Genomic DNA, 22506 nt, shown 5'->3' with positions numbered 1-22506 from the left:
CGCACAGCGTCTCCCGGGATTTAGGACTTGGCCTTTTGCTGCGCCTGCTCCGCGCGAGCCAGGTAAGCGTCAATCTGCTCGAGCCCAAATTCTTGCAGAATGTCTGCTACCCGCAAGTTGGCATCATGGCTTTCCAGGATGGACCACTCCTCCTCGGAATGCGTCTTGATGGACACTCGAGGCCCATACTTGCCCAGGACTGCTTCAAAATGCTGCACGAAGGGCCACGTGTGCATAAAGACTTTTTCTAGGTTCACGGTAGTCACGGCCCAGGTGTTCCAACGACTGGTTGCCGCGAGTTGGGCTCCGTCAATATCACACACCTTACTCGTATCCTTACGGGTACTGCTCACGACCACATAGCGATGGAGTGCCGCCATGGTATTGACCATACTGCCCCCGGCAAAAGCGCTGGGCCAAACGACGATCTCGGCACCAGCCTTTCGCAACTTCTGCCACCCGTCCATCCACTCCATGTCGAAACAGATCTGGCACCCCAATCGTCCAAAATCGGTTTCGAAAACAGGCGGTGTATCGGGCCCTGGCGTTAGCCCGTTTTCGATTTCCCCTAGCGTCAAGCGTATCTTCTGATACTCACCAGCCACGCGGCCACTGCGGTCGAACAGGACTGCTGCGTTGAAATACCGCCCATCGTGCTGCGTGTAGGTCGGGCAAATCACGTAGCATTGGTGTCGCTTGGCAAAGTCAGCAACCGGTTGCGTCACGGGGCACAAGGGCGTCGAGGCAAATTTGGCCAACTCTGGACGACCGTTGCTCAAATTGGCACAGGTGAAGACTTCGGGAAAGCAGACGAGATCGGGCTGCTGCGAGGCCGCCTGCTCAGCTCGCTTCAGCATAGCGCGAACCATATTCTCTGGGGAACTCTCGCGCAAACCATCCTGACAGACGGTTGCGATGGTTACCTCGCGAGGCAAGCGAGCGGGACGCTGCGCCTTTGGCAGGTCGGCCCCCTGGGCTTGAGCTCCCACCACCCCCAGGCCAGCCAACGCTGCCGTACCACTGGCGGCCGTGGCTAAGAATTGTCGCCGAGCAGAAACAGGTGTTTTTGGGGAAGAGTTCTGAGCAGGCATGATTGGAGTACCTTTTGCTGGAGTCATGAGATGGCTGGCGAATGAAGAACAAGCCGAGGGGACTTGCTCGACGCCCCTTCACACATCGGTTGGGGCGCCTTTGCTTTGGAGGATGCGGTGCCTCCCCCAAGTCTACGAAAGCTTTGATTTCTAGCGGGACGATGGCTTACTTTTGAATGGGCAACTCGAGGGTTTGGACCTTGCCGGACCGCATTACTTTGACACGCACAACGTCTCCTGGTTGATGGTGATCATTCACGTAGGCAAACAAGTCTGCTTCGCGCCCCAGGTCGGTCTGCCCATCAAACTCAATGATCACATCATCGACTTTGAATCCAGCCCGCTGTGCGGCGGCATGAGCGCCAAACTTACCAACGTGCGTAGCCTGCAAGGCCATCGGGCTTTCTATTTTCAATTCTTGGCGCTCTTCGTCCGAAAGGCTACTCAATCGCATGCCACCGGTAGCGATGCGCCGCATCCCCCAGGAGGCAACCCGCCACGACGGGTCATCCAGACGACGCCAGCCTTCGCTAAGCTTAAGGACGATTTCTGAATTCTGTCCATCTCGTTCCACCTGCAATGAAAGATCGGCGCCCGTGGCAGGGGTGTTGTGCAACACCCACTGCACATCGGCCATGGACAGGAGAGGCTGGCCATTCAACGCAACAATCGCATCTCCGGCTTGCAAACCGGCTGCTGCAGCTGGGGTTCCCTCCGTAACGCTTTTGACGGTAGCTCGTTGCTTCGGATCCAATACTAAACCGATCGACTTCGGATGTGGGTAGGGGAAGAGCAACTCCTCCGGAATGGGTTGCGACTGGCCCCAGTAAAAATCGCGGCGTGCATCGCCAATCTGGTGACAGTGGATACAGCTCTTAACAACATCCCCTGAATAGTTCAGTTGATCGGTGAATTTATCTTGTAGCGAAGGATACTGTTCTGGCGAGCTGAATTCGAGTGGCTCACCGCGTTTGGCAGCCAGTTGCACTTTGCTTTGGGGCTGTTGAGCATGGAGCTCCAAGGCACCTTGCAAGGCGACCGCCATCCCTTCCAGAGAGACGTCTCCCACCCAATCGGTTCGATGGGAGCGGGTGCCGAAGCGACCGTAGATCGTTTGGTCCGCATTTAGCATAAACATCGCGAACGACTGGTCGGTGTCGTACTGGAAGGTATTCAAATCGAGTCCATTCGTGCCCACGATCCGGACGCACACGAATTGTTCCAGCAGCGGGCGGATTACCGGATCGGTATCGACGAGGTCATCATCGAGCTTGACACATTCCTCACAGGGAATACAGCGCAGGGAAACCAGAATTGGCTTGCCGGTCTGCCGAGCAATCTTGTAGGCCTGGTCCAAGTCGTTGTAAAGCCAGAAGCCCTCGGCTTCAACCTTTGCCTTGTCCGCTCGCACTTTTTGCTCACGAGTTGGGTTCTGCGCACTGACCACCAAGGGTGTGCAAGCGAAAGCGAGGAGTAAACACAGAAATTTTCGCATAGTCGGAGAATCTTCGGTTTTGAGCGGGGACGGGAGGCAGATCCGAGGCGAGATGAGCTTGCTGCACAGCCCGAAGGATTTCGGTTGCAATCCCAGTCTAACGAATGAAACCGCTGCGTGTGAACGAAAAACGCCTCCCAGTTCTAATCAGAACGGGAGGCGCTGCGGATGCTAAGTTTCCAGCACGCGGCTGCGTCTTTGCGAGATGCGATGCCCCTCAGAGGGACTTGACGCCAACTGCGCGGAAATCTGGAAGAGGTTCAGCTGTGGGTATTGAGGGAGACCTAGTAGCGGTAGTGCTCGGACTTGTAAGGACCCTCAACCGGCACACCGATGTAGTCGGCTTGCGACTGTGTCAGCGTGGTGAGCTTTACCCCGAGCTTGTTGAGGTGCAAACGGGCGACTTCTTCGTCCAGGTGCTTTGGCAAGACGTAGACCCGGTTGCCATACTCTCCCGTGTCCTTCTTTTCCCACAGTTCGAGCTGCGCCAAGGTTTGATTCGTGAAGCTAGCGCTCATCACGAAGCTTGGGTGGCCAGTCGCACAGCCGAGGTTCAGCAAGCGGCCTTCGGCCAGCATCAGAATGCTGTGACCGGTGCTCTTGAAGGTGAATTTGTCGAATTGTGGCTTGATGTTGGTGCGTTCTACTTCACCCGACTTTTGCAATTTTTGCAGGCCGGCGATGTCAATTTCATTGTCGAAGTGACCGATATTTCCAACAATCGCACCATTCTTCATTTGTTGCATGTGCTGAGCGTTGATGATGTCTTTGTTTCCAGTAGTGGTCACAAAGATGTCCGCGGAGCCAACCACGTCTTCCAACGTCTTGACTTCATAGCCTTCCATGGCGGCTTGCAGTGCACAGATCGGATCGATCTCAGTCACGATCACTCGGCAGCCTTGGCCCCGCAGCGATTGACAACAGCCCTTGCCGACGTCACCGAATCCACAAACGACCGCAACTTTACCACCCATCATCACGTCGCTGGCACGATTGATGCCATCGATGAGCGAGTGGCGACAGCCATAGACGTTATCGAACTTGGCCTTGGTGACGCAGTCGTTGACGTTGATGGCAGGGAAGAGCAACTTGTTGGCTTTCTCCATTTCGTATAGACGAGCGACTCCGGTAGTGGTCTCTTCGCTCACGCCACGGATTGCCTTGGCCATCGCGGTCCATTTGCCAGGATTCTTAACCAGCTCGTCACGCAGAAGTTCGAGGATCACTCCCCACTCTTCAGGCTCATTCTCAGCATCGAAGGCTGGTACTGCACCGGCCGCTTCATACTCAACTCCCTTGTGAATCAACATGGTGGCATCGCCACCGTCATCGACAATTTGGTCTGGGCCACTTCCGTCAGGCCATACCAGTGCTTCATTCGTGCACCACCAATACTCAGGAAGGGTCTCGCCCTTCCAAGCAAAGACGGGGATGCCTTGAGGGTCATCCAAGGTGCCGTTAGGGCCTACAGCTACCGCAACCGCAGCACTATCTTGAGTCGAGAAAATATTGCAGCTGACCCAGCGAACGTCTGCGCCCAAGGCGGTCAGCGTTTCAATCAGGACTGCGGTCTGCACAGTCATGTGCAACGACCCCATGACCTTAACCCCAGCCAAGGGCTTCTTGGCACCATGACGCTCGCGCAGTGCCATCAAGCCTGGCATCTCGTCTTCAGCTAGGGTGAGTTCCTTACGCCCCAAATCGAGCAGGGACTGTGCCTCCTCTCGCTTGCCCGCAGCGAGCAGGTCGTACGCTCGAACCTTAAAAGGTAGACGATCGGTCGAAGCGGCGGTCGGACTAGTAGCAGTACTCATTAAGTCTCCAGTTTCAATTGCAAAAAAAGGTTTGGTTTCTAAATCAAAAGATCGTTGTGTGGTGACGCTCGTATCGAGGCGCGCCTCAGGGACATCTCGCCGCCGTGGCGGCGAACAGAGCAGGTCCCTTGGATTTTGGATCGGGTGGAAGCCGATGATAGGCTCTCAGTTGTAAGCCAGCTTGCTCTAGCCAGCCCTCGAGTTCGGTGCGCTGGACGCCGAGTCGCAAATGCCCCAGCTCCTGCCGGTAGCTCGAACGGTCGTGCGGCAGCAGGTCGACAATGACGAGACTCGCCCGAGGCTTCAGCACTCGGGCCGCTTCGGTCAGCACCAAAACCGGATCGCTCAAGTAGGGGAGCACGACCACCAGCCAAGCGACGTCCAACGTGTCGTCAGCCAACGACAGCTCCGTGAGTTGATTGTTGACTAACCGCACATTGCCAAGCTCGCGCAATCGCTTCCGCGCGGCGGAAAGCATGGCCGTCGAACTATCGATGGCGATGACCTGCTGAACATACGGGGATACCAACTGACTCAGGGGAGCCGAACCACATCCTAGCTCTCCGACCACCCCCTCATGAGGCAGGGAGGCAGCTAGTACAAAGGTGTCCAGGTGCTGGCCGAATAACTCGGTTCGCAAATGATCCCACTGCTGGGCCGCCGATTGGAAAAAGACTTCGCCCTGACTCCGCTGCGACAACACCGTCTGCAAACGCTGCTCATCCAGCGAGGTCGTGGGAGTATCCGCTTGGGCACGCACCCACTGCCACAGCTCACTTTGAGGCGTTTCCCAGCTTTCCAACGATATCCGGTAGAGCTGATTCGTGCCGTCGCGTCGATTGGCAATCCATTCCCCGGCCGCCAGGACCTTCAAGTGCCGGCTAACCGTACTCTGGGGCAACTGCAGCACGCTACACAGCTCCGAAACCGCCAATTCCTCCCGTTCCAGCAGGCGCAGCAGGCGAACTCGCGTCCCATCGGCAAGGGTTTGTAGCCAGTCTAGCGAAGCATTCTTCAACAACGTTTACCCAACCAATCGTGACAAGCCACATCCATCCGTCCATCCGGATGGTCAATTATTTAGAATTCCCCTCCAAAAGTCAAGGCATTCTGCCCCGCCACAGCCCCCTGGTCCCCCAAAGCTTCCGAACCCTCGCGCTGCGGAGCGCTCCCAAGGGGGACACTTCTGCTCGGGCGATCTAGCCGCTCGAGACCCTACGCGCAGAGTCGATTCTTCGTATGCTGTTCCTCATTCCAGACTGAGGCCCCTCTCCGTCTGAGGCGTAATACATCTAAAGAAAAGAGTCGACCGATGGCCGAGATTGCAGGAAAACGCGTAGTAATTGTGGGTGGTGGAACGGGTATGGGGCAAGCCGTGGCTCGCCAGTTGGACGCCGCTGGCGCGAAAGTCGTGGTCGGCGGCCGGCGCATCGCGGCGCTCCAGGAGACGGCCAGCGGGACGAGTATTCTCACCCGGACTATCGATGTCGCCTCTCGCGAGGACACCCATGAGTTCTTTGCCTGGGCAACCGAGCAGCTCGGACAAATCGACGTCATGATCAACGCGGCCGGCATCAACATCAAAAATCGCAGCATGGCCGACATGCTCCCCGAGCAGTGGGATCAGATTTTTGCGATCAACGCCACCGGCGCTTACAACTGCCTGCATGCAGTCCTGCCCGCCATGCGAGCACGCAAAGATGGGTTCATCATCAACATCTCCTCAATCGCCGGCAAGCGTGCGATCGCGCTCGGAGGCATCGCGTACTCGGCCAGCAAGTTTGCGATGACCGCCCTGGGAACCTGCGTTGCCAACGAAGTGGCCGAGGATGGCGTACGCGTCACCAATATCTATCCGGGGGAAGTGAATACACCGCTTCTTGAACAGAGGCCTGCACCTGTCTCCGAGGAGCACAAGGCGCGTATCCTGCAGCCGGAACATGTGGCCGAGTTGGTAGTGGGATTGATTGCTTTACCCGATTCGGTCCATGTCCCTGAACTTGTCGTGAAACCCCTGACGCAAGGCTGGTACTAGGGTTGGAGCTGCCCTCCCCGCACTTCCCCCCAAGTACTCACGAAAAACGCACTGCCCCCGTGAACTCTAAAACCCAGAGTAGACACGATCTCGAGCATCGACCGGCCACGAGTCGCAGACGTCTCCCTGGCGGACGACTTGCAGGTGACTGTGCAGGGCAACCGTGGGACAGATGTGAGCGGGCAGTGCGTAGAGAACGTCGCCCACGGACAATTGCTCCGCCTGCGAGGTCTCAAGCACCAAGTGCTCCTCGCTATGCCCCACTTCCTTAACATCGGCAGGCCACAGGAAGTGGCAGCGGTGACCGGCCGGTTGATCCGGGGAGACCGCCTTGTGCCCCAGGTCCACCGTGACGCGACCGGCCTCTGGCTTGGAAATCACCCGCGTCATGAGTACCGCAGCATTCTGAATGCCACTCATATCCTGGTAGTCTCGCCCGTAGTTAAAGTCGGAGAGCACGCAAGTTCCAGGCGAGAGCTCAATGGAAAGCGGTAGATCTTCACACTTAAAATTCGCAAAGACTGGGAAAGTCGGAGTCCCACCGCACACGAGTGCTGGGACGGAATACCCTGCAGCGAGCAACTCGCGTACAAAGCGGAGCACAGGCTGCATGAGTGCCGCTACCGCCGCTTCGCGTTCAATACGACTTGGCTGATGATTTTGGCCATCGTAGACATGCAAGCCCGCTGCATGAAGTGACTCGGATTGGCTGAGGAAGGCGTACAGTTCCACAGCCAAGGGCCCCGGTGCGATACCGGTACGATGCATGCCGGAGTCCATGTCGAGCATGACGTCAATCTGAGCCTTGCGATCCGAAAAGCATTGTTCCAACTGCTGCGCGTTGCTCAAATCATCGACGGTCACACTGAAACGGGTCTCAGGAAAACGCTGCAACAAGTCGACCAGCAATCCCATCGATGGGCCAACTTGAGGATAGGCGATGAGCACATCGGCTGCCCCCGCGCGTGCCAACATGAGTGCTTCACCGAGCGTAGCACACTTATGCTTGGTAATCCCCGCCTCCAATTCCATGCGTATAATCTGCGATGTTTTGTGCGTTTTCACATGGGGTCGCAATCGCTGAGCACCACCAGCCAAACGCAGCATTTCTTGTAGATTACTCGCAATCAATTCAGGGTACACCAGCAAACATGGCGTGGTAAGTTTCTGGGGATCTTTCAGCTGGTAGGTAGCGAGTTGGCTGGAATCAGATGTGGCGTTCATAGGGTTCATCAAAAAATAAAATCGCAGTGAAAATATTGGTGAGGATCGTGGCTTGCGGGCTTGTCACCTTGTTCGCATCGGTGAAGTCAAACGCATGCATCGCAATCCGACGCGTGACAGTCTATCGATTTCGTGAGCCGTTGGCGCTAGCCATCGGCCGAATGAAATTGAATCCCCCGGAATGCCAATGGCGACCGCCAGCTCGGTCGAGAAAATCCAGCCACGAAATTACAGGGCACGAAAAACGGGAACACGACTGCTGGGGCAATCCGGCCAGCGCGTGGCAACTCTCCTGCCTCACTCGCGCGGCAGATTCTCTTCCGACCAATCGCAATCGGCCGGAGAGGCGCGCGGGAGACCTAGAGACAGTTTAACGGTATTTGAACACAGTCTACCCTTGAGCGGCGAAGCGAACCGGCTAAGGTGATGGAGTCGACACTTGCAACCCGCCTAAACTCTCAGCGAAAAGAGCCCCCATGCCCTCCATTCTCTCGCGCGCGTTCCTCGGAGGCTTGACCGCCTTCCTTTTACCATGCTTGGCCCTAGCCCATGAGGGGGCTGACGGCGAGCATTCCCATGCTCATGCATCCACGGTCATGACGACTCGGACGGACGCCCAGGTAATTCCACCGCTTAAAGCCGAGGATGTATTCCACTTCATCGTTTACGGTGACCGCACTGGTGGAGTCCCTGCCGGTCTCAAAGTCCTGGAACAGGCGGTCGAAGACAGCAATCTGCTCGACCCGGACTTGGTGATGACGGTGGGAGATCTCATCCAAGGCTACAACCAAGAGCCGGAGTGGCTGGAGCAAATGGCGGAATATCAGGAAATCATGAATCGACTCAAGATGCGTTGGTTCCCCGTGGCGGGAAATCACGACGTCTACTGGCGGGGCCAGGGTGCAGCCCCGGCGGGACAGCACGAAGCGAATTACGAAAAGCATTTCGGCCCGCTGTGGTACTCCTTCAGCCACAAAAATGCAGGCTTTATCGTACTCTTCTCTGACGAAGGAGATGCAGCCACCAACCGCAAGGGATTCAGCGAGGCCGCGCTGCAAATGATGAGCGATGCACAGCTCGAATTCCTCGACAAAGCACTGAAAGAGCTCAGTGGCCAAGACCACGTGTTTGTATTCCTACACCACCCACGCTGGATCGGCGGCGGCTACACGGGTAGCAATTGGAACCTCGTGCATCAAAAATTGGTCGCAGCTGGCAATGTCTCGGCCGTTTTCGCGGGGCACATCCACCACATGCGCTACGACGGTCCCACCGACGGCATCGAATACTACACGCTGGCCACTACCGGCGGCAATCTTTCCGGCGACATTCCCGACGCAGGTTATTTGCACCACTTAAACATGGTCACCGTTCGCCAAGATCGCATCAGCGTCTCGGCATTGCCCATCGGAGCGGTCATCGACCCACGCGACTTTACGCCAGAGTTTCTAGCAGAAGTGGCGCAGGCGCGGTCCATTCGCCCGATCGCCAAGAGCGACGCCACCGTCCTGCAAGCCGACGGATCGTCGACTGGCGAAGTGACCTACACGCTTACCAATCCCTGCCCACGTGAGGCGGATGTAACGTTGATGTTTGATACCGGCAACAAGTCCACCTACTGGATGTCCACGCTCGACCATGAACACTTCACCTTGGCCCCCAAGGAGACGCGTGAAGTCACGTTCAGCCTGCATCGCCAAGCGGGCAATACAGAGCATTTCGCCATTCCAGCGGTCCGCATGGAACTCGAGTACATCAGCCAAACCGCGCGAGTTCGCTTGCCTGCCGTCATCGCTCCCATTGAATTGCAGTTGGGTGAAGTTCCCGCCGATTATTTTGCGAACAGCACACCCCATTGCTTGCTAGTTGAGAATGAGCAGGGGGCGGTTCGCATCGCTTCCGACGATATCAAAATGGAAGATGGCCCAATGACGCTGGAGGCTTGGGTACAACCAACTCAGCTGGCCGGCTTCAGCGGATTGATCGCCAAGACCCAGTCTTCCGAATACGCGATCTTCTGCGATGAAGGAGTGCCTCAGTTCGACCTGCACGTTGGCGGTCGCTACGTGAGCGCCAAAGCTAAAGATGTCCTGAGCCTCGACCAGTGGACGCACGTTGCTGGCCAATTCGACGGTTCGTCCCTCAAGCTGTTTATCAACGGCAAGGAAGTGGCGAATGTCGCAGCCGAGGGTAAGCGTCGGTTCAACGACCTACCACTATTCATCGGTGCCGATCCCAATCAAAGCGGCACACCGACCCGCGCATTCCAAGGCAAAATCGATGAAGTCCGACTGTCCAAAGCGGCTCTTTACTCGGGAGACTTCACGCCTGAAACGGTAGTGACACCTTCCGAGGACACCGTCTTGCTCATGCATCTCGACAAGCAACTGGGCCCCTTCACCTTGGATCACAGCAATTCTGCAGCTGAAGCCACCTTGGGCCGAACTTCCAAGCTTGTGCCAGTTGACCGATAGGGCCCGGCCTTGCAGTGCCATACAGTTCTTGAATTCTTTAAACTGATGGCAAATACGCAGGCCTGGCGATTCGAAAAGCAGGCGAACTATTGAGCGACAGGGGAGACTCGCATGGTCATCCCCGCGCTCGCTCTAGTCGCGTCTCTTCCGCAAGCGGGCGATTGAAAACATCTCCCGCCGCTTGGCAACTCGCTCAACTATTCCGCCAAGTCGATGCAGACAAGCTCCTTGTCGTTGCGCGCAAACATGCTGCGGACAGCAAAGGCGGGATGGCTCCACACGACTTCGCGACCAAAGCACTCATTGGTGGGATCGAGGACGTGCATCCGCCCTTGCTCATCGAAGCCAGCTGGCGACATTTTGACGATCACCAGGTCCCCCGTTTCGGTGAACAGCAGAAAGCGGTCTTCGTGCTTGACCGTAAAGGCCGTTCCATGGGAGGCCCGACGTTCGCCGCCAGTCGTCAGGGCAAAGGTTTCCCAGTGGCGCTTGCCGGTCAGTAGATCGACGGCAATGTACTCTCCCGACCCGCAGTCTGCTCCATAGACATTGGTTCCGTCAATCAATGCAGTAGCGTTACCCGAATAGACACCGATCTTCGGCCGGCCAGTCCACAACGTCTCTGCCGGCTTACCGGTGGCATCAAATTCCACGACCGCAGAAATCTCACCAATGCCGCTGGCGAACATCGTATTTCCGCTAAATTGGGGCGCGGCGATCGACATGCCATAGCGAGGCTTAAGGTCGTAGGTCCACCAGACTTCGCCCGTCTTGAGATCGAGTCCGTTGATCGATTCGGCATGCCAGATGACCAATTGCTCTCGTCCCCCCAGCGTTTGGACCGTGGGAGGACAATAGCCAATTTCGGCAGCGGACAAGGCTTGCCATTGCACCGCTCCACTTTTCTTATCTAGGGCAACAACGACACTCCCAGCGCCACCCGCTAGACAATAGAGGTGATCACCGTGAACGAGTGGATGAGCGGCGTGCCCCCAAATAGGAGACTCCGTCTTAAACTCTTCCGCTAGCTGTCTGTGCCAAACAACCTCGCCAGACTCCGACTTCAAACAGGTTAGATCTCCTTCAGCGCCGAGCATATAGACCCGTTCGCCGTCGACGGTCGGCGTTGCGCGAGGGCCAGCGGCGTAGGAGAGGTTGTAGGGACGCGAATATTCGTGCTTCCACAGCTCCTTGCCTGTTTGCGCATCGAAGCACAAGATCCGCTCTTGCCCGGTCAGGAGATCGCGACCTCCCGAGTTGTTAGTACTCGTCCCCGACTCCTTGACATAGTCGGTAACAAAAACGCGTCCATCGGCGACAGCTGGGCCGGAGTACCCCGCAGCGATGGGCATCCTCCATTTGACGGGCAAACCTGCGTCAGGAATCTCAGCCACGATCCCCGCCTCGCGATACACCCCATCGCGGTGCGGTCCCATCCACTGCGGCCAATCGTCCGCCAACGCCAGGTTCGAAAGACCGGAAAGCAGGGAGCAAGAGGCGATAAGAGCGATGGGCCGACAGTGCCCCATGAAAATCCGCAACACTTGGAAGGTCTCCAGCAAAGTTAAAAATAGGGATCAGAAAACGCGGGCTGTTGCCAAGCGGCCCACAGGCTGGCGCATCAAGCAACCGCTACGCGGACAATTCCCGCTGGCGGCTGCCAGGTTCCCCCAAAAAAATCAATCCAGCACCTAACAAGAATAGCAAACTCAAGGCATGTTGGATCGCGTAGCGACCCAGCAGCGCCCATTCTTAACCAAACGACGACTAAAGACCAGAGTCAGAGTGGCCACTAAATTCGCGGCGTTCAAGCAACGACCGGCCGCCGCGCGTCGAACGGCCTGCAGCTCAGTGCTGGCGTCCTGAGAGCAGCCCAATCGTCCTCAGGCAACTGCTGCAATTGCAGCGCCTGCCCCCCCCAATGGAAAACCCTTGAAGCTCACCAAGTTGCAATGGGCGTTGGTTTGAGTACCCTTGCCAGGGTTGGACTGCGATTCCAGGGCCGTTTGATCGATCGAGCTCCTTGGGCCTAACGCTTTCCAGTTGGCGGTTTAGAATAAAGGAAAACTGCTTCGGCAAGATTCCCACTGAATTGAAACCCATTACACGTCAAGGCTGGGTAGATGGCTATAGGTGTTGCTTTTAAGGCGTTCTTTGCCACTTTATTTGATCGCGAGGTCTCCCACCGCGTCCAACAAGCTCTCGACGGTAGTTTGCGGATTGAGGCAACCGCATCGGCTCAGGACGAGAAAACCGGCAAACCCCAATCGCAGGCGGCGTCTGCTCCACGGGCCCAGACACCCCCAGCCCCTGCGCGAAGCGAAGCCTTGACGCTGCTCAGCACGCTGCAGCGCGAAGCCCGCTTGCTCGACTTAGTGCACGAATCACTCGATGGATTTGAGGATGCGCAGGTGGGCGCGGCCGCCCGCGAAGTCCTGCGAGATTGCCGCAAAACACTCGATCGCTTATTCAATATCGAACCGCTGTCAGAGGTCGAGGAGGGCGAGAAGCTGAGCGTAGATGCACAGGCCTCCCCGAATCGCCTTAGGGTCACCGGAAACACAGATGCGACGCACGGAGAAGTCACCCACCGGGGCTGGAAGGCGAGCCGTTGTGAGGTGCCGAAATGGAATGGTAAGCGAGACGATGCCTGGGTGCTCGCTCCAGTCGAAGTCGACGCATGAGCCCGCGGTAAGCACAGGCTCCCTCCAACAATCGCACACAGATGAACTTTAGTGGAACAAACGACGTACGATGCCAACAGCAGGCTCCTCTGCCTCGCTTACCGGCATGTTGATATTGCAACCCGCTATGTGAGTAAGGACAGGTGGTGACCGCTACAGGACAATTAAGCATGCTACCTCCGCGCCAAAATTCAAATTGCGATTGAATCAACAGCCCGATGGGCCAGGCCGGGTTGGTTGCTGAGGCAACTCGATTCGGGGTGCGATCTAAGCGTTGGGTTGGAGAATGCAGCGAATTCAACAATCCGTTGCACTGCGAGTCAGGCTTACGCAGCTTGCAGATTTAAGAATGCTTTTTTTTAGTTTTAGCACGGAGGCAGGGCTCCTAACTGCCCTGCAGCAACAACATCCGTCCTTGCTCACGCGGCGGGTTACGATTGACGCATCCAAAGTACAGCGGGACGCAAGTGGCACACACCACATGCGGCGGGTTGCGAGTACCGCCTACCTCACGCAACTGCAGATTTAAGAATGTTTTTTAGTTTTAGCACGGAGGCAGGGCTCCTAACTGCCTTGCAGCAACAACATCCGTCCTTGCTCACCGGGCTGTTGAAATAATAACCCGCCGCGTAACGGGCTGTTGAAATAGTAACCCGCCGCGTGAGCAAGGAAAGATAACCTCCGCTACAAGCCAATTAAGGATGCCACCTCCGCATTAAAATTCAAATTGCGATTAAATCAACAGCCCGTCACGCGGCGGGTTACGATTGACGCATCCAAAGTACAGCGGGACGCGAGTGACGCGATCCACATGCAGCGAGTTGCGAGTGAGGCACCCAGCATGCGGCGTCCCCTTCCATCCATCGAACCGATGAAATCCCCACATTAATACTATGAACAGAAGATATTCGATCGGAATCGATCTTGGGACTACGAATTGTGTCGTGGCCTATGCGAGTCTTGAGGCAGAGCAACCCGAGATCAAGGTACTCAAGGTCCAGCAGATTTCGGCTCCCAGTCAAACGGAATCTCTCGAGAGTCTGCCGAGCTTCCTATACGTCCCCAGAGATCAAGAGCTTGAATCTGGAGTTTTCAACCTGCCAGACGCCCCGACCTACCCGGTGGTCAGCGGAGTCTACGCGCGCAACATGTCTGCCGATCAACCCGAGCGGACCATTGCGGCGGCCAAGAGCTGGCTGTGCCATAGTGGCGTCGATCGCCATGCGGCCATTCTCCCGTGGGAGAGTCCTCAGGAAGTCACAAAGTACTCACCGGTAGCTGCGATTCGAATCCTGCTCGAGCGTTTGGTCGACGCTTGGCAAGCAGCCTTTCCCGGCGAGCCGCTGCGAGAACAATTGGTCACCCTAACGGTCCCCGCCTCGTTTGACATGTCAGCCCGGGAGCTAACGCGGGAAGCTGCATTGGCGGCCGGCTTGCCCGACGACTTCATTCTACTGGAAGAGCCCCAAGCAGCCGTCTACCACTGGCTCGAGAAGACGGGCGACGGGTGGCGGAAGGCGGTTTCCGAAGGGGACAGCCTGCTCGTCTGCGACGTCGGCGGTGGCACGACCGACCTAACCTTGGTGCGTGTGGAACAAGAGGGAGGCGAATTGACGTTGCGCCGGCTGGCAGTGGGCAATCACCTACTGGTCGGTGGCGACAACATGGATTTGGCCTTAGCCCACTTTGCTGCAGCCAAGTTTGCAGAGAAGGGTACGAAGCTCAATGCTTGGCAAGCGGTCTCGCTGTGGCACGCTTGCCGACGCGCCAAGGAATCATTGTTGACGTTGGATGGCAGGGAAACAGAGACCGTCTCCGTCCTCGGCCGCGGTTCGAAGCTGGTCGGCGGCACGGTGAGTATTGAACTCAATCGCCAAGAGGTTCAGCAGTTGCTGGTGGAAGGCTTCTTCCCACTGGTAGCCTCCGATTCGAGGCCTGTCCGTGAGCCCCATTCCGGGTTTCAAGAGCTGGGGTTGCCGTTCGAATCCGACTCCGGCATCACTCGGCACATTTCGGAGTTCCTTGCCAACAACGCGACCGATTCGACAGGTGGTTTTCACCTACTGCTCAACGGTGGCGTCTTTCGCGGCGTTGCCCTGCGAGGCCGACTGAAGGAAGCGGTCGAAGCATTGCGGCCAGAAGCCAGCTCGGTCACGAACCTCGGAGGACCGGAGGATCTCGACCACGCTGTGGCGCGAGGTGCAGCATACTACGGCTGGACGAAAGAGAGCGGCGGCGTTCGAATTCGGGGTGGCACCATCCGAAGTTACTATGTCGGAATCGAAACAGCGGGACTGGCGATTCCGGGCATGCCGCGTCCATTGCAAGCGGTGTGCGTGGTCCCCTTTGGAATGGAGGAGGGAACCGAGCAGGATGTCCCCGGCCGCGAGGTCGGTTTGGTGGTCGGACGCGAGGCCAAGTTTCGCTTTTTTGCCGCGGCCAATCGAAAAGAGGATGCGGTCGGCACCACGCTACGCCAATGGGATGAAGAGGAGTTGGTCGAGACCTCCCCCATGGAACTCACCCTCGACGTAGACGAAGCACCTGAGGGTGGCTTCATCCCGGTTCGTTTCCATAGCCGCATCTCAGAACTGGGCGTCTTCGAACTGTGGTGCAAGAGTGCTCAAGACGAGCAGAGCTGGAAGCTGGAATTCAGCATCCGTGAAGATCAAGATGGTGCGGAAGCGCAGGTAAACTAAGCAACGGCGAGCAAGCACGGTCAGACACGCTAGTGAACCGCGCGATACGAACAGGTGGATGCAAGTGACGGACCAAGTCGAATTGGATGGTTTTGAAGAAGAGCTCAGTCGCTATATCGTCGGTATAGATCTGGGCACAACCAACTGTGCAGTGGCCTATCTCGACGCCACCAAGGAGACCGCTGCAATCCAGTACTTTCCGGTCCAGCAATGGGTCGATTTTGGGACGGTCGAAGCCCGTGAGCTGCTCCCCTCGTTTCTCTACCAACCTCTCGCAAGTGAAATCGAGGCCCTGCAAGGGGCGGGCGAGGCGGATGCCTTCGACACCCATGTGGTGGGAAGTCTGGCCCGCGACCGTGGCCTCCAATTACCTGGACGCCAAGTCTCCTCGGCCAAGAGCTGGCTGTGCCATGCCGGGGTCGATCGTCGGGGGCAGATCCTTCCCTGGCATAACGATGAAGGCGTCGAGAAACTCTCCCCCGTCGAAGCCAGTTCACGCTATTTGGCTCAAATCCGCTGGGCCTGGGACCAAGCTTTCAAGTCCCACCCACTGGCCGATCAAGACATCGTGCTGACGCTGCCCGCCTCCTTTGACCAAGTTGCGCGGCAGCTCACGATTGAAGCAGCAGCGGCTGCGGGGCTAGAGCGAATCTTGCCGATCGAAGAACCCCAAGCAGCATTCTACGCTTGGCTGTATCGGCATCGCCGCACCTGGGAACAAACCGTAGCGCCTGGGCAAACTATCTTGGTGTGTGACATCGGGGGAGGTACGACCGATTTCACCCTAATCCGAGTGCGTGAGGCCTCCACCAAGGCGGCTGAGAGCACCAATGAAACCTTGGACGCACAGGACCGTAGCCAACTGTCACTCCACCGAGTCGCCGTTGGCCAGCACTTGATCTTGGGTGGTGACAATATCGATTTAGCGCTGGCCAAAGCTGCGGAGTCGAAGCTCACCGCCGGCAAGACACTGCCACCTCGCAGCTGGGACGCCTTGCGGCAAGCCTGCCGGGTTGCCAAAGAAACTCTGTTGAGCGAGTCTGTTCAAGACGCCTACACGGTCCACCTACCAGGCAGCGGTTCCAAGCTGGTGGGAGGCGGACAACAAGTAGAAATTACACGCGATGAAGTGCGTCACACGGTCTTGGACGGCTTCTTTCCTCAATGCGATCTGCAGGACCACCCCCAGGCGCAGCAGGCTGGGTTTCAAGAGTTTGGCTTGCCCTTTGCGACCGATGCCGCCATCACCAAACACCTCGCCTCTTTCCTTTGGAGCCATCGCTACGACGGGCGGACCGATGACGAGCGGAACCAGTTGAGCGACTTGGCGGCGGCCAGACCCGACTGGGTCTTGTTCAACGGCGGAGTCATGACCAGCAGTCAACTCCGCAACCGACTCGTAGAAGTCATAGGCAGCTGGTTCTCCAAGACGGAGGGGCTGCCTAACGGATGGCTCCCCGGCCTGCTCGATGGAGAGCGCATGGATCGGGCCGTGGCGGTCGGGGCAACCTACTTCGGGCATGTACGGCGAGGCAATGGAGTGCGGATCGAAGCCAAATTGGCTTGCTCCTACTACATCCAAACATCGCTCCATCCGCGTCAGGGAGTCTGCGTCGTGCCCGGTTCGGCCAGCCCAGGAGACCGCTTTCGCCTCACAGAGATGCCGATGGATTTGACCGTGGGCCAACCGGTCCAATTTCCGATGGTCTACTCCAGTACCCGGCTGGCAGATCGTGCGGGAGACGTCGTCCCCTTGACCGACGAGGAGTTCGCGGACTTGCCCGCGTTACGTACCGTGGTCGAATTGTCAGGACGACGACGTCAAGAAACGCTGCCGGTTTATGTCGAGGTTGAACTGAGTCAAATTGGTACTCTGCAAATGTATTGCCATGCCATCGACTCCGAGCAGCGATGGAAGCTCGAGTTCGACGTTCGAGGAAGCACGCAGACGGATCACTCCGCGGGGGACGGCTCGGCGACGGAACTTGGTGTCCTGGACGAGGAGTTGGCCGAACGAGCTCATCATGAAATCGCCAGCTTATTCGGGGAGGGTGCCACTGCGAAACCGTCGCGTTTGATCCCCAGCTTGACGCAGACCTTGGGACGCAAGCGGGATGCTTGGCCTCCCAGCCTACTCCGCAGCATGTGGGCCGATCTGATGGAATTCAGCGAGGGACGCCGCCAGAGCGCCGCCCATGAGGCACGCTGGCTCAATGCACTCGGGTATAGCTTGCGCCCCGGTTATGGACTGGCGGCCGATGACTGGCGGGTGGCTCAGACGTGGCGTGCGGTACATGGCAAACTGGCATTCCCGGCGGTCAGCTCGCGCAACGAATCACTAATCCTTTGGCGCCGCATCGCCGGTGGTTTTACCGCCGGTCAGCAGTTGACGGTTTTCCAGCAAGTGGCCTCTCCCTTGCGAAACTCGCTGGATCCGCAGCGACGCGCCAAGGGTGGGGGTGGTGGCAATGCAGCCGAACTCTCAGAATTGCTGCGGCTGGTCGGCTCCCTGGAATTGCTCCCCAAGTCCGACAAGTCGCAACTGGGCGACTGGTTGATCCAACTCTTGCATGCTAGGAAATACGAAGCGAGCCAAGCAGCCATGCTCTGGACGCTAGGCCGATTGGGAAGTCGCCTGCCGACCTATGGACCGCTCAACTGCGTGGTCGACACCGAGCGGGTGGAGAGCTGGCTCCGCGCACTCCTGAAACGCACGGTCGACAATGCGAGCTACCCGCTAGCGCTAATGCTGTGCGCTCGCAAAGTCGGCGATCGCTACCGAGATATCGATGACGACCTGCGCCTCGACGTCCTGGCCCAGCTCGAGTCAGGTGACTCTCCGGAGCATTACCGGAAGCTGGTTCGCGAAGGAGGCCAACTCGAAAGCGAAGAAGCCTCACAAATCTTGGGCGAAGCTCTCCCACTAGGACTAACGCTTCGCTAGCCGGCTTGTTGAAGTAAGTAGTCCATAGGGAGTGCAGTGACTCGCCATCGCGTTGGACTGGTGGCCTGGTCGGGAGTGGATATCCCACCGAGCAGCTGACTGGGTTCAATAGCGACTTTTCCAAAGTCGTCCCACGTCCACCGCCACTGGCAAATCTCTCGGTTGCCGGGCAAGAAAGCTACGACGAGTCGCAGCACTCCATAGGGAGTGCGATGACTCGTCATCGCTTTGGACTGATGGTCTGGTCGGGAGTGGATATCCCACCGAGCGGCTGACTGGGTTCAATAGCGGCTTTTCCAAGGTCGTCCCACGTCCGCCGCCACTGGCAAATCTCTCGGTTGCCGGGCAAGAAAGCTACGACGAGTCGCAGCACTCCATAGGGAGTGCGATGACTCGTCATCGCTTTGGACTGATGGTCTGGTCGGGAGTGGATATCCCACCGAGCGGCTGACTGGGTTCAATAGCGGCTTTTCCAAGGTCGTCCCACGTCCGCCGCCACTGGCAAATCTCTCGGTTGCCGGGCAAGAAAGCTACGACGAGTCGCAGCACTCCATAGGGAGTGCGATGGCTCGTCATCGCGTTGGACTGGTGGTCTGGTCGGGAGTGGATATCCCACCGAGCGGCTGACTGGGTTCAATAGCGGCTTTTCCAAAGTCGTCCCACGTCCGCCGCCACTGGCAAATCTCTCGGTTGCCGGGCAAGAAAGCTACGACGAGTCGCAGCACTCCATAGGGAGTGCGATGACTCGTCATCGCTTTGGAGTGATGGTCTGGTCGGGAGTGGGTATCCCACCGAGCGGCTGACTGGGTTCAATAGCGGCTTTTCCAAGGTCGTCCCACGTCCGCCGCCACTGGTAAATCTCTCGGTTGCCTGGCAAGAAAGCTACGACGAGTCGCAGCACTCCATATGGAGTGCGATGACTCGTCATCGCTTTGGAGTGATGGTCTGGTCGGGAGTGGGTATCCCACCGAGCGGCTGACTGGGTTCAATAGCGGCTTTTCCAAAGTCGTCCCACGTCCACCGCCACTGGCAAATCTCTCGGTTGCCGAGCAAGAAAGCTACGACGAGTCGCAGCACTCCATAGGGAGTGCGATGGCTCGTCATCGCGTTGGACTGGTGGTCTGGTCGGGAGTGGATATCCCACCGAGCGGCTGACTGGGTTCAATAGCGGCTTTTTCAAGATCGTCCCACGTCCGCCGCCACTGGCAAATCTCTCGGTTGCCGAGCAAGAAAGCTACGACGAGTCGCAGCACTCCATAGGGAGTGCGATGACTCGCCATCGCGTTGGAGTGATGGTCTGGTCGGGAGTGGATATCCCACCGAGCGGTTGACTGGGGCTAAGAATTCCCAGTTTCAATGAAAATCTTTGTTCTGACGCGACTTCTTTTTGTCAGAGCGTTGTTTCTTTTCATCCAATCGCCGCCGCTTCGAAGCCCGAGTTGGCTTGGTCGCAACCCTCCGCTTGGGAGGCGTCAACGAAGCTCGCAGGAGTTCGCGCAACTTTTCACGGCAAGCTTCAATATTCTGCGGTTGATCGCGGTACTCTTGCGACTGGATCACGACCTCCCCCGCGGTGGAGATGAACCGCTTGGCATTCTGCCGAAATCGTTTCCACACACCCGGGGCGAGCGCACCAGGCTGAGGCCTCCAGCGCAGAGTCGCTTTGCTATTTACCTTGTTGACGTTCTGCCCCCCAGGACCGCTACTCCGGGAGAACGACCATTCCAGTTGTTCTTCCGGAATCTCCAGGTTTGCGGAGACTTGAATACCAGACACGTCAAACGGCTCCGTTGTGGATGGATAGTTGGGGGATTGCTAAATTTGGCGGCCACGTCAGCTAGCGGCTCGCGGCGCTAGTCGTCGACAGGCTGTTTCCCGTCAACACAATAGGGAAATCGCTCGGAGCAGCTGGGGCAGCGGGGAGTTGCGACTCGACTTAAGAATACCTAGGATTCGATAGACTTTCGCCAGGTTCGCTTTTTTCCTTCAAGAATTCGCGAAATTCTAGCGGCAGGCTTGTCCCCTGAAACCATTGTTTTAGTTAATCTGTTGGCCTGTAGCTCAAATTTGCCTGTTATCCCACCGCCGTACGAGTAGCCACAAGGGCGCAATTTTATGACCGAGACTTCGGCTCCCAACGAATCAGCCAAGATCACCGCCAATCGAGAAATGTTACTCGATGCACAAAAGCGTGGTGGCTGGGCGGTGCTCGGCGTGTTTACACGACTGTCAGGTCCCGGTTGGCTTCAGAGCGCAATTACGCTCGGCGGTGGCTCGCTAGCGGGCAGTTTGTTTCTGGGCGTGTTGGGCGGAACTAGCCTGATGTGGCTGCAACTCTTGGCCATCACCATGGGCGTGGTCATGCTGAGCGCCATCAGCTACGTCACGCTTTCGACTGGCCAAAGGCCGTTTCCAGCCATCAACCGCCATATCAATCCCGTCCTCGGATGGGGTTGGCTGATCGCCACGATGATGGCCAACATCATTTGGTGCATGCCTCAATTCAGCCTCTGCTTTGCTGCCTTGCAAGAGAATTTGGTGGGCAAATCGGTAGGCAACAGCCTGGGATCGAAGCTTGCGGTTTCAGCCGTGATCTTGGCGGCGACCTTCACCGTCGTGATGATGAATCTTAAACAAGGGATCGGAGCCAAGATCTTTGACTTGGTCCTCAAGACCTTGGTGGGAATGATCGTGATCTGCTTTTTCGGAGTGGTCGTCTACCTGAGCCTGGAAGGAACGCTCGACTGGGGAAAGATCCTGATGGGCTTCATCCCCAACTTTTCACAACTCAACCAGCCTACGGGCGATGTGGCCGGGTTAGTGGCGGGCTTGCCAGAATCGCTGCAGCAATTTTGGACCGGACGCATCGTACCGGAACAGCGCGCCGTGATGATCGCAGCGGCGGCCACTGCGGTGGGAATCAACATGACGTTCCTACTCCCTTACTCAATGCTCAATCGCGGCTGGGACAAGCCCTTCCGTGGACTAGCACGCTTCGATTTGAGCACCGGCATGGCGATCCCCTATGTCCTGGTAACGAGCTGTGTTGTGATTGCTTCCGCGTCGAGCTTCCATGCCGTTATTGACGACTCCTTGGCCAGCACAGACCCGGCAGTCATGTCGAGCAGCGACTATTTTAAGGGGGTACAGCCCATCCTGGCCGCCCGGCTAGAATACGACCTGGGAAGCGAGGCTTACCAAGCCATGAGCGAGCAGGAGCAGCTGGCGGCTATGGCGAACCTCAGTCCTGAAGAAAAGCGCATTGCCACATCCTTGGTACGTCGCGACGCTTTCCAGCTCTCGAAATCCCTGGCCCCACTACTGGGCGAAGACAATGCCAATTACGTTTTTGGACTGGGCATCTTTGGCATGGGATTCTCCACCATCATTATTTTGATGCTGATCAACGGCTATGCCTTTTGTGAACTGCTGGGAATCAAGCAAGGTGGCTGGGGATTCGTCGTCGGATGCCTGATCGCAGGCTTAGCCGGCGCCGCCTGGCCCATGATTTGGGATGGCCCGGCCAAGCTGTGGTTAGCCATTTTGGCCTCCAGCTTCGGTGCGCTGCTATTGCCGATCGCCTATTTCACCTTCTTCCTGATGATGAACAATCGGGATCTGATGGGAGACGAAAAACCGAAGGGTGGCAGCATGGCAATCTGGAATATCCTGATGGTGATGGCCATTATTGTCGCCCTGGCCGCCGCTGTGACTGCCGTAATTGAGAAAGCGTCCGATCCCAAGGCGGGCTGGCTGGTCATCAGCGTAACGATTGGGTATCTGGTCTTAGTCGTACTCGGCTTTGTTCTCAAATCCAAGGCACCAGCCACGGCTAAGTAGACGGCCCAATGGAGCAGTAAGCAGTAGAGCATTGCCTGAGGGCGGGTGCTTCGTTGGCGTGTTGCATGCCAATCCTGCATCCTGCGGATGGGGCTGAACAGGGGACGAAAACTGCCCTACAATTGCAGTTTCTGGACCTGGCCTCCTACGACAAAGGTCCGCACTCCCGTTTTGAATCCTTTCATTCAGTCGAGCGGCGACGCTGA

General features: G+C 57.4%; 21 protein-coding genes. 7 read left to right on the top strand and 14 right to left on the bottom strand.

Translation table 11 applies throughout. The features are described 5' to 3' along the window. Nucleotides 1-20 precede the first annotated feature (20 nt). The 4 genes from Q31a_RS00515 to Q31a_RS00500 form a co-directional block, all read right to left on the bottom strand. Nucleotides 21-1091 carry a carbon-nitrogen hydrolase family protein gene (locus Q31a_RS00515; RefSeq protein ID WP_197355974.1) on the bottom strand — a complete coding sequence of 357 codons (1071 nt, stop codon included), beginning with the start codon at nt 1089-1091 and terminating at the stop codon, nt 21-23. A 166-nt stretch (nt 1092-1257) separates the two neighbouring features. Beyond that, entirely contained in the window at nt 1258-2586 is a 1329-nt protein-coding gene (locus Q31a_RS00510) for a Trx7/PDZ domain-containing (seleno)protein (RefSeq protein ID WP_145072530.1), read from the bottom strand. Between the two features lie 284 nt (nt 2587-2870). Further along, entirely contained in the window at nt 2871-4400 is a 1530-nt protein-coding gene (gene ahcY / locus Q31a_RS00505) for an adenosylhomocysteinase (protein ID WP_145072528.1), read from the bottom strand. Nucleotides 4401-4485: 85 nt separating this feature from the next. Continuing rightward, nucleotides 4486-5421, bottom strand: a complete 936-nt coding sequence (locus Q31a_RS00500; RefSeq protein ID WP_145072526.1) for an ArsR/SmtB family transcription factor — start codon at nt 5419-5421, stop codon at nt 4486-4488. Nucleotides 5422-5712: 291 nt separating this feature from the next. Here Q31a_RS00500 and Q31a_RS00495 point away from each other — a divergent pair, with 291 nt between their 5' ends. Then, nucleotides 5713-6435: an SDR family oxidoreductase gene (locus Q31a_RS00495; protein WP_145072524.1), complete on the top strand. Its 723-nt coding sequence runs from the start codon at nt 5713-5715 to the stop codon at nt 6433-6435. A 66-nt stretch (nt 6436-6501) separates the two neighbouring features. Here the strand turns inward: Q31a_RS00495 and Q31a_RS00490 are convergent, their stop codons facing one another. After that, a complete protein-coding gene (locus Q31a_RS00490; RefSeq protein ID WP_197355972.1) occupies nt 6502-7659 on the bottom strand; it encodes a D-TA family PLP-dependent enzyme in 1158 nt (385 codons plus the stop codon). A gap of 476 nt (nt 7660-8135) precedes the next feature. Here Q31a_RS00490 and Q31a_RS00485 point away from each other — a divergent pair, with 476 nt between their 5' ends. Beyond that, nucleotides 8136-10133, top strand: a complete 1998-nt coding sequence (locus Q31a_RS00485; protein ID WP_145072520.1) for a LamG-like jellyroll fold domain-containing protein — start codon at nt 8136-8138, stop codon at nt 10131-10133. 197 nt (nt 10134-10330) lie between these two features. Here Q31a_RS00485 and Q31a_RS00480 read toward each other — a convergent pair whose 3' ends face one another. Then, a complete protein-coding gene (locus Q31a_RS00480; RefSeq protein ID WP_231691008.1) occupies nt 10331-11695 on the bottom strand; it encodes a PQQ-binding-like beta-propeller repeat protein in 1365 nt (454 codons plus the stop codon). 561 nt (nt 11696-12256) lie between these two features. Between Q31a_RS00480 and Q31a_RS00475 the strand changes: the two genes are divergently transcribed. The 4 genes from Q31a_RS00475 (at nt 12257) to Q31a_RS00460 (ending at nt 18460) form a co-directional block, all read left to right on the top strand. Next, a complete protein-coding gene (locus Q31a_RS00475) occupies nt 12257-12817 on the top strand; it encodes a DUF2760 domain-containing protein (RefSeq protein ID WP_145072518.1) in 561 nt (186 codons plus the stop codon). Nucleotides 12818-13166: 349 nt separating this feature from the next. Beyond that, a complete protein-coding gene (locus Q31a_RS00470; RefSeq protein WP_145072516.1) occupies nt 13167-13346 on the top strand; it encodes a hypothetical protein in 180 nt (59 codons plus the stop codon). 364 nt (nt 13347-13710) lie between these two features. Continuing rightward, nucleotides 13711-15516 (top strand): Hsp70 family protein, encoded by a 1806-nt coding sequence (locus tag Q31a_RS00465; protein WP_145072514.1) that lies wholly within the window; start codon nt 13711-13713, stop codon nt 15514-15516. A 58-nt stretch (nt 15517-15574) separates the two neighbouring features. Next, nucleotides 15575-18460 carry a hsp70 family protein gene (locus tag Q31a_RS00460; protein ID WP_145072512.1) on the top strand — a complete coding sequence of 962 codons (2886 nt, stop codon included), beginning with the start codon at nt 15575-15577 and terminating at the stop codon, nt 18458-18460. Here the strand turns inward: Q31a_RS00460 and Q31a_RS00455 are convergent. The 8 genes from Q31a_RS00455 to arfB all read right to left on the bottom strand — a co-directional run bounded on the left by Q31a_RS00455 (nt 18457) and on the right by arfB (nt 20236). Beyond that, nucleotides 18457-18684, bottom strand: a complete 228-nt coding sequence (locus tag Q31a_RS00455) for a hypothetical protein (protein ID WP_145072510.1) — start codon at nt 18682-18684, stop codon at nt 18457-18459. The two genes, Q31a_RS00460 and Q31a_RS00455, sit on opposite strands and share 4 nt — an antisense overlap. Beyond that, nucleotides 18681-18860, bottom strand: a complete 180-nt coding sequence (locus Q31a_RS00450) for a hypothetical protein (protein ID WP_145072508.1) — start codon at nt 18858-18860, stop codon at nt 18681-18683. The genes Q31a_RS00455 and Q31a_RS00450 overlap by 4 nt, the downstream gene beginning before the upstream one ends. Then, a complete protein-coding gene (locus tag Q31a_RS00445) occupies nt 18857-19036 on the bottom strand; it encodes a hypothetical protein (RefSeq protein ID WP_145072508.1) in 180 nt (59 codons plus the stop codon). Before Q31a_RS00445 ends, Q31a_RS00450 begins: the two co-directional genes overlap by 4 nt. Next, nucleotides 19033-19212: a hypothetical protein gene (locus Q31a_RS00440; protein WP_145072506.1), complete on the bottom strand. Its 180-nt coding sequence runs from the start codon at nt 19210-19212 to the stop codon at nt 19033-19035. The genes Q31a_RS00445 and Q31a_RS00440 overlap by 4 nt, the downstream gene beginning before the upstream one ends. Beyond that, entirely contained in the window at nt 19209-19388 is a 180-nt protein-coding gene (locus Q31a_RS00435) for a hypothetical protein (RefSeq protein ID WP_145072504.1), read from the bottom strand. The genes Q31a_RS00440 and Q31a_RS00435 overlap by 4 nt, the downstream gene beginning before the upstream one ends. After that, nucleotides 19385-19564, bottom strand: a complete 180-nt coding sequence (locus tag Q31a_RS00430; protein ID WP_145072502.1) for a hypothetical protein — start codon at nt 19562-19564, stop codon at nt 19385-19387. Before Q31a_RS00430 ends, Q31a_RS00435 begins: the two co-directional genes overlap by 4 nt. Beyond that, entirely contained in the window at nt 19561-19740 is a 180-nt protein-coding gene (locus tag Q31a_RS00425) for a hypothetical protein (RefSeq protein ID WP_145072499.1), read from the bottom strand. Before Q31a_RS00425 ends, Q31a_RS00430 begins: the two co-directional genes overlap by 4 nt. Before the next feature lie 73 nt (nt 19741-19813). Beyond that, nucleotides 19814-20236, bottom strand: coding sequence for an alternative ribosome rescue aminoacyl-tRNA hydrolase ArfB (gene arfB, locus Q31a_RS00420; RefSeq protein ID WP_145072497.1), 423 nt, complete (start codon nt 20234-20236; stop codon nt 19814-19816). Between the two features lie 339 nt (nt 20237-20575). Between arfB and Q31a_RS00415 the strand changes: the two genes are divergently transcribed. Further along, the gene (locus Q31a_RS00415) at nt 20576-22300 is read left to right on the top strand and encodes a divalent metal cation transporter (protein ID WP_145072495.1); all 1725 of its coding nucleotides are present in this window, start codon (nt 20576-20578) and stop codon (nt 22298-22300) included. Nucleotides 22301-22506: the final 206 nt, after the last annotated feature.

This window comes from Aureliella helgolandensis (assembly GCF_007752135.1).
In the GTDB taxonomy this organism is placed as follows: domain Bacteria; phylum Planctomycetota; class Planctomycetia; order Pirellulales; family Pirellulaceae; genus Aureliella; species Aureliella helgolandensis.
The sequence above is the reverse complement of the archived record's forward strand: the minus strand, read 5'-3'. Positions and strand labels throughout refer to the sequence as shown.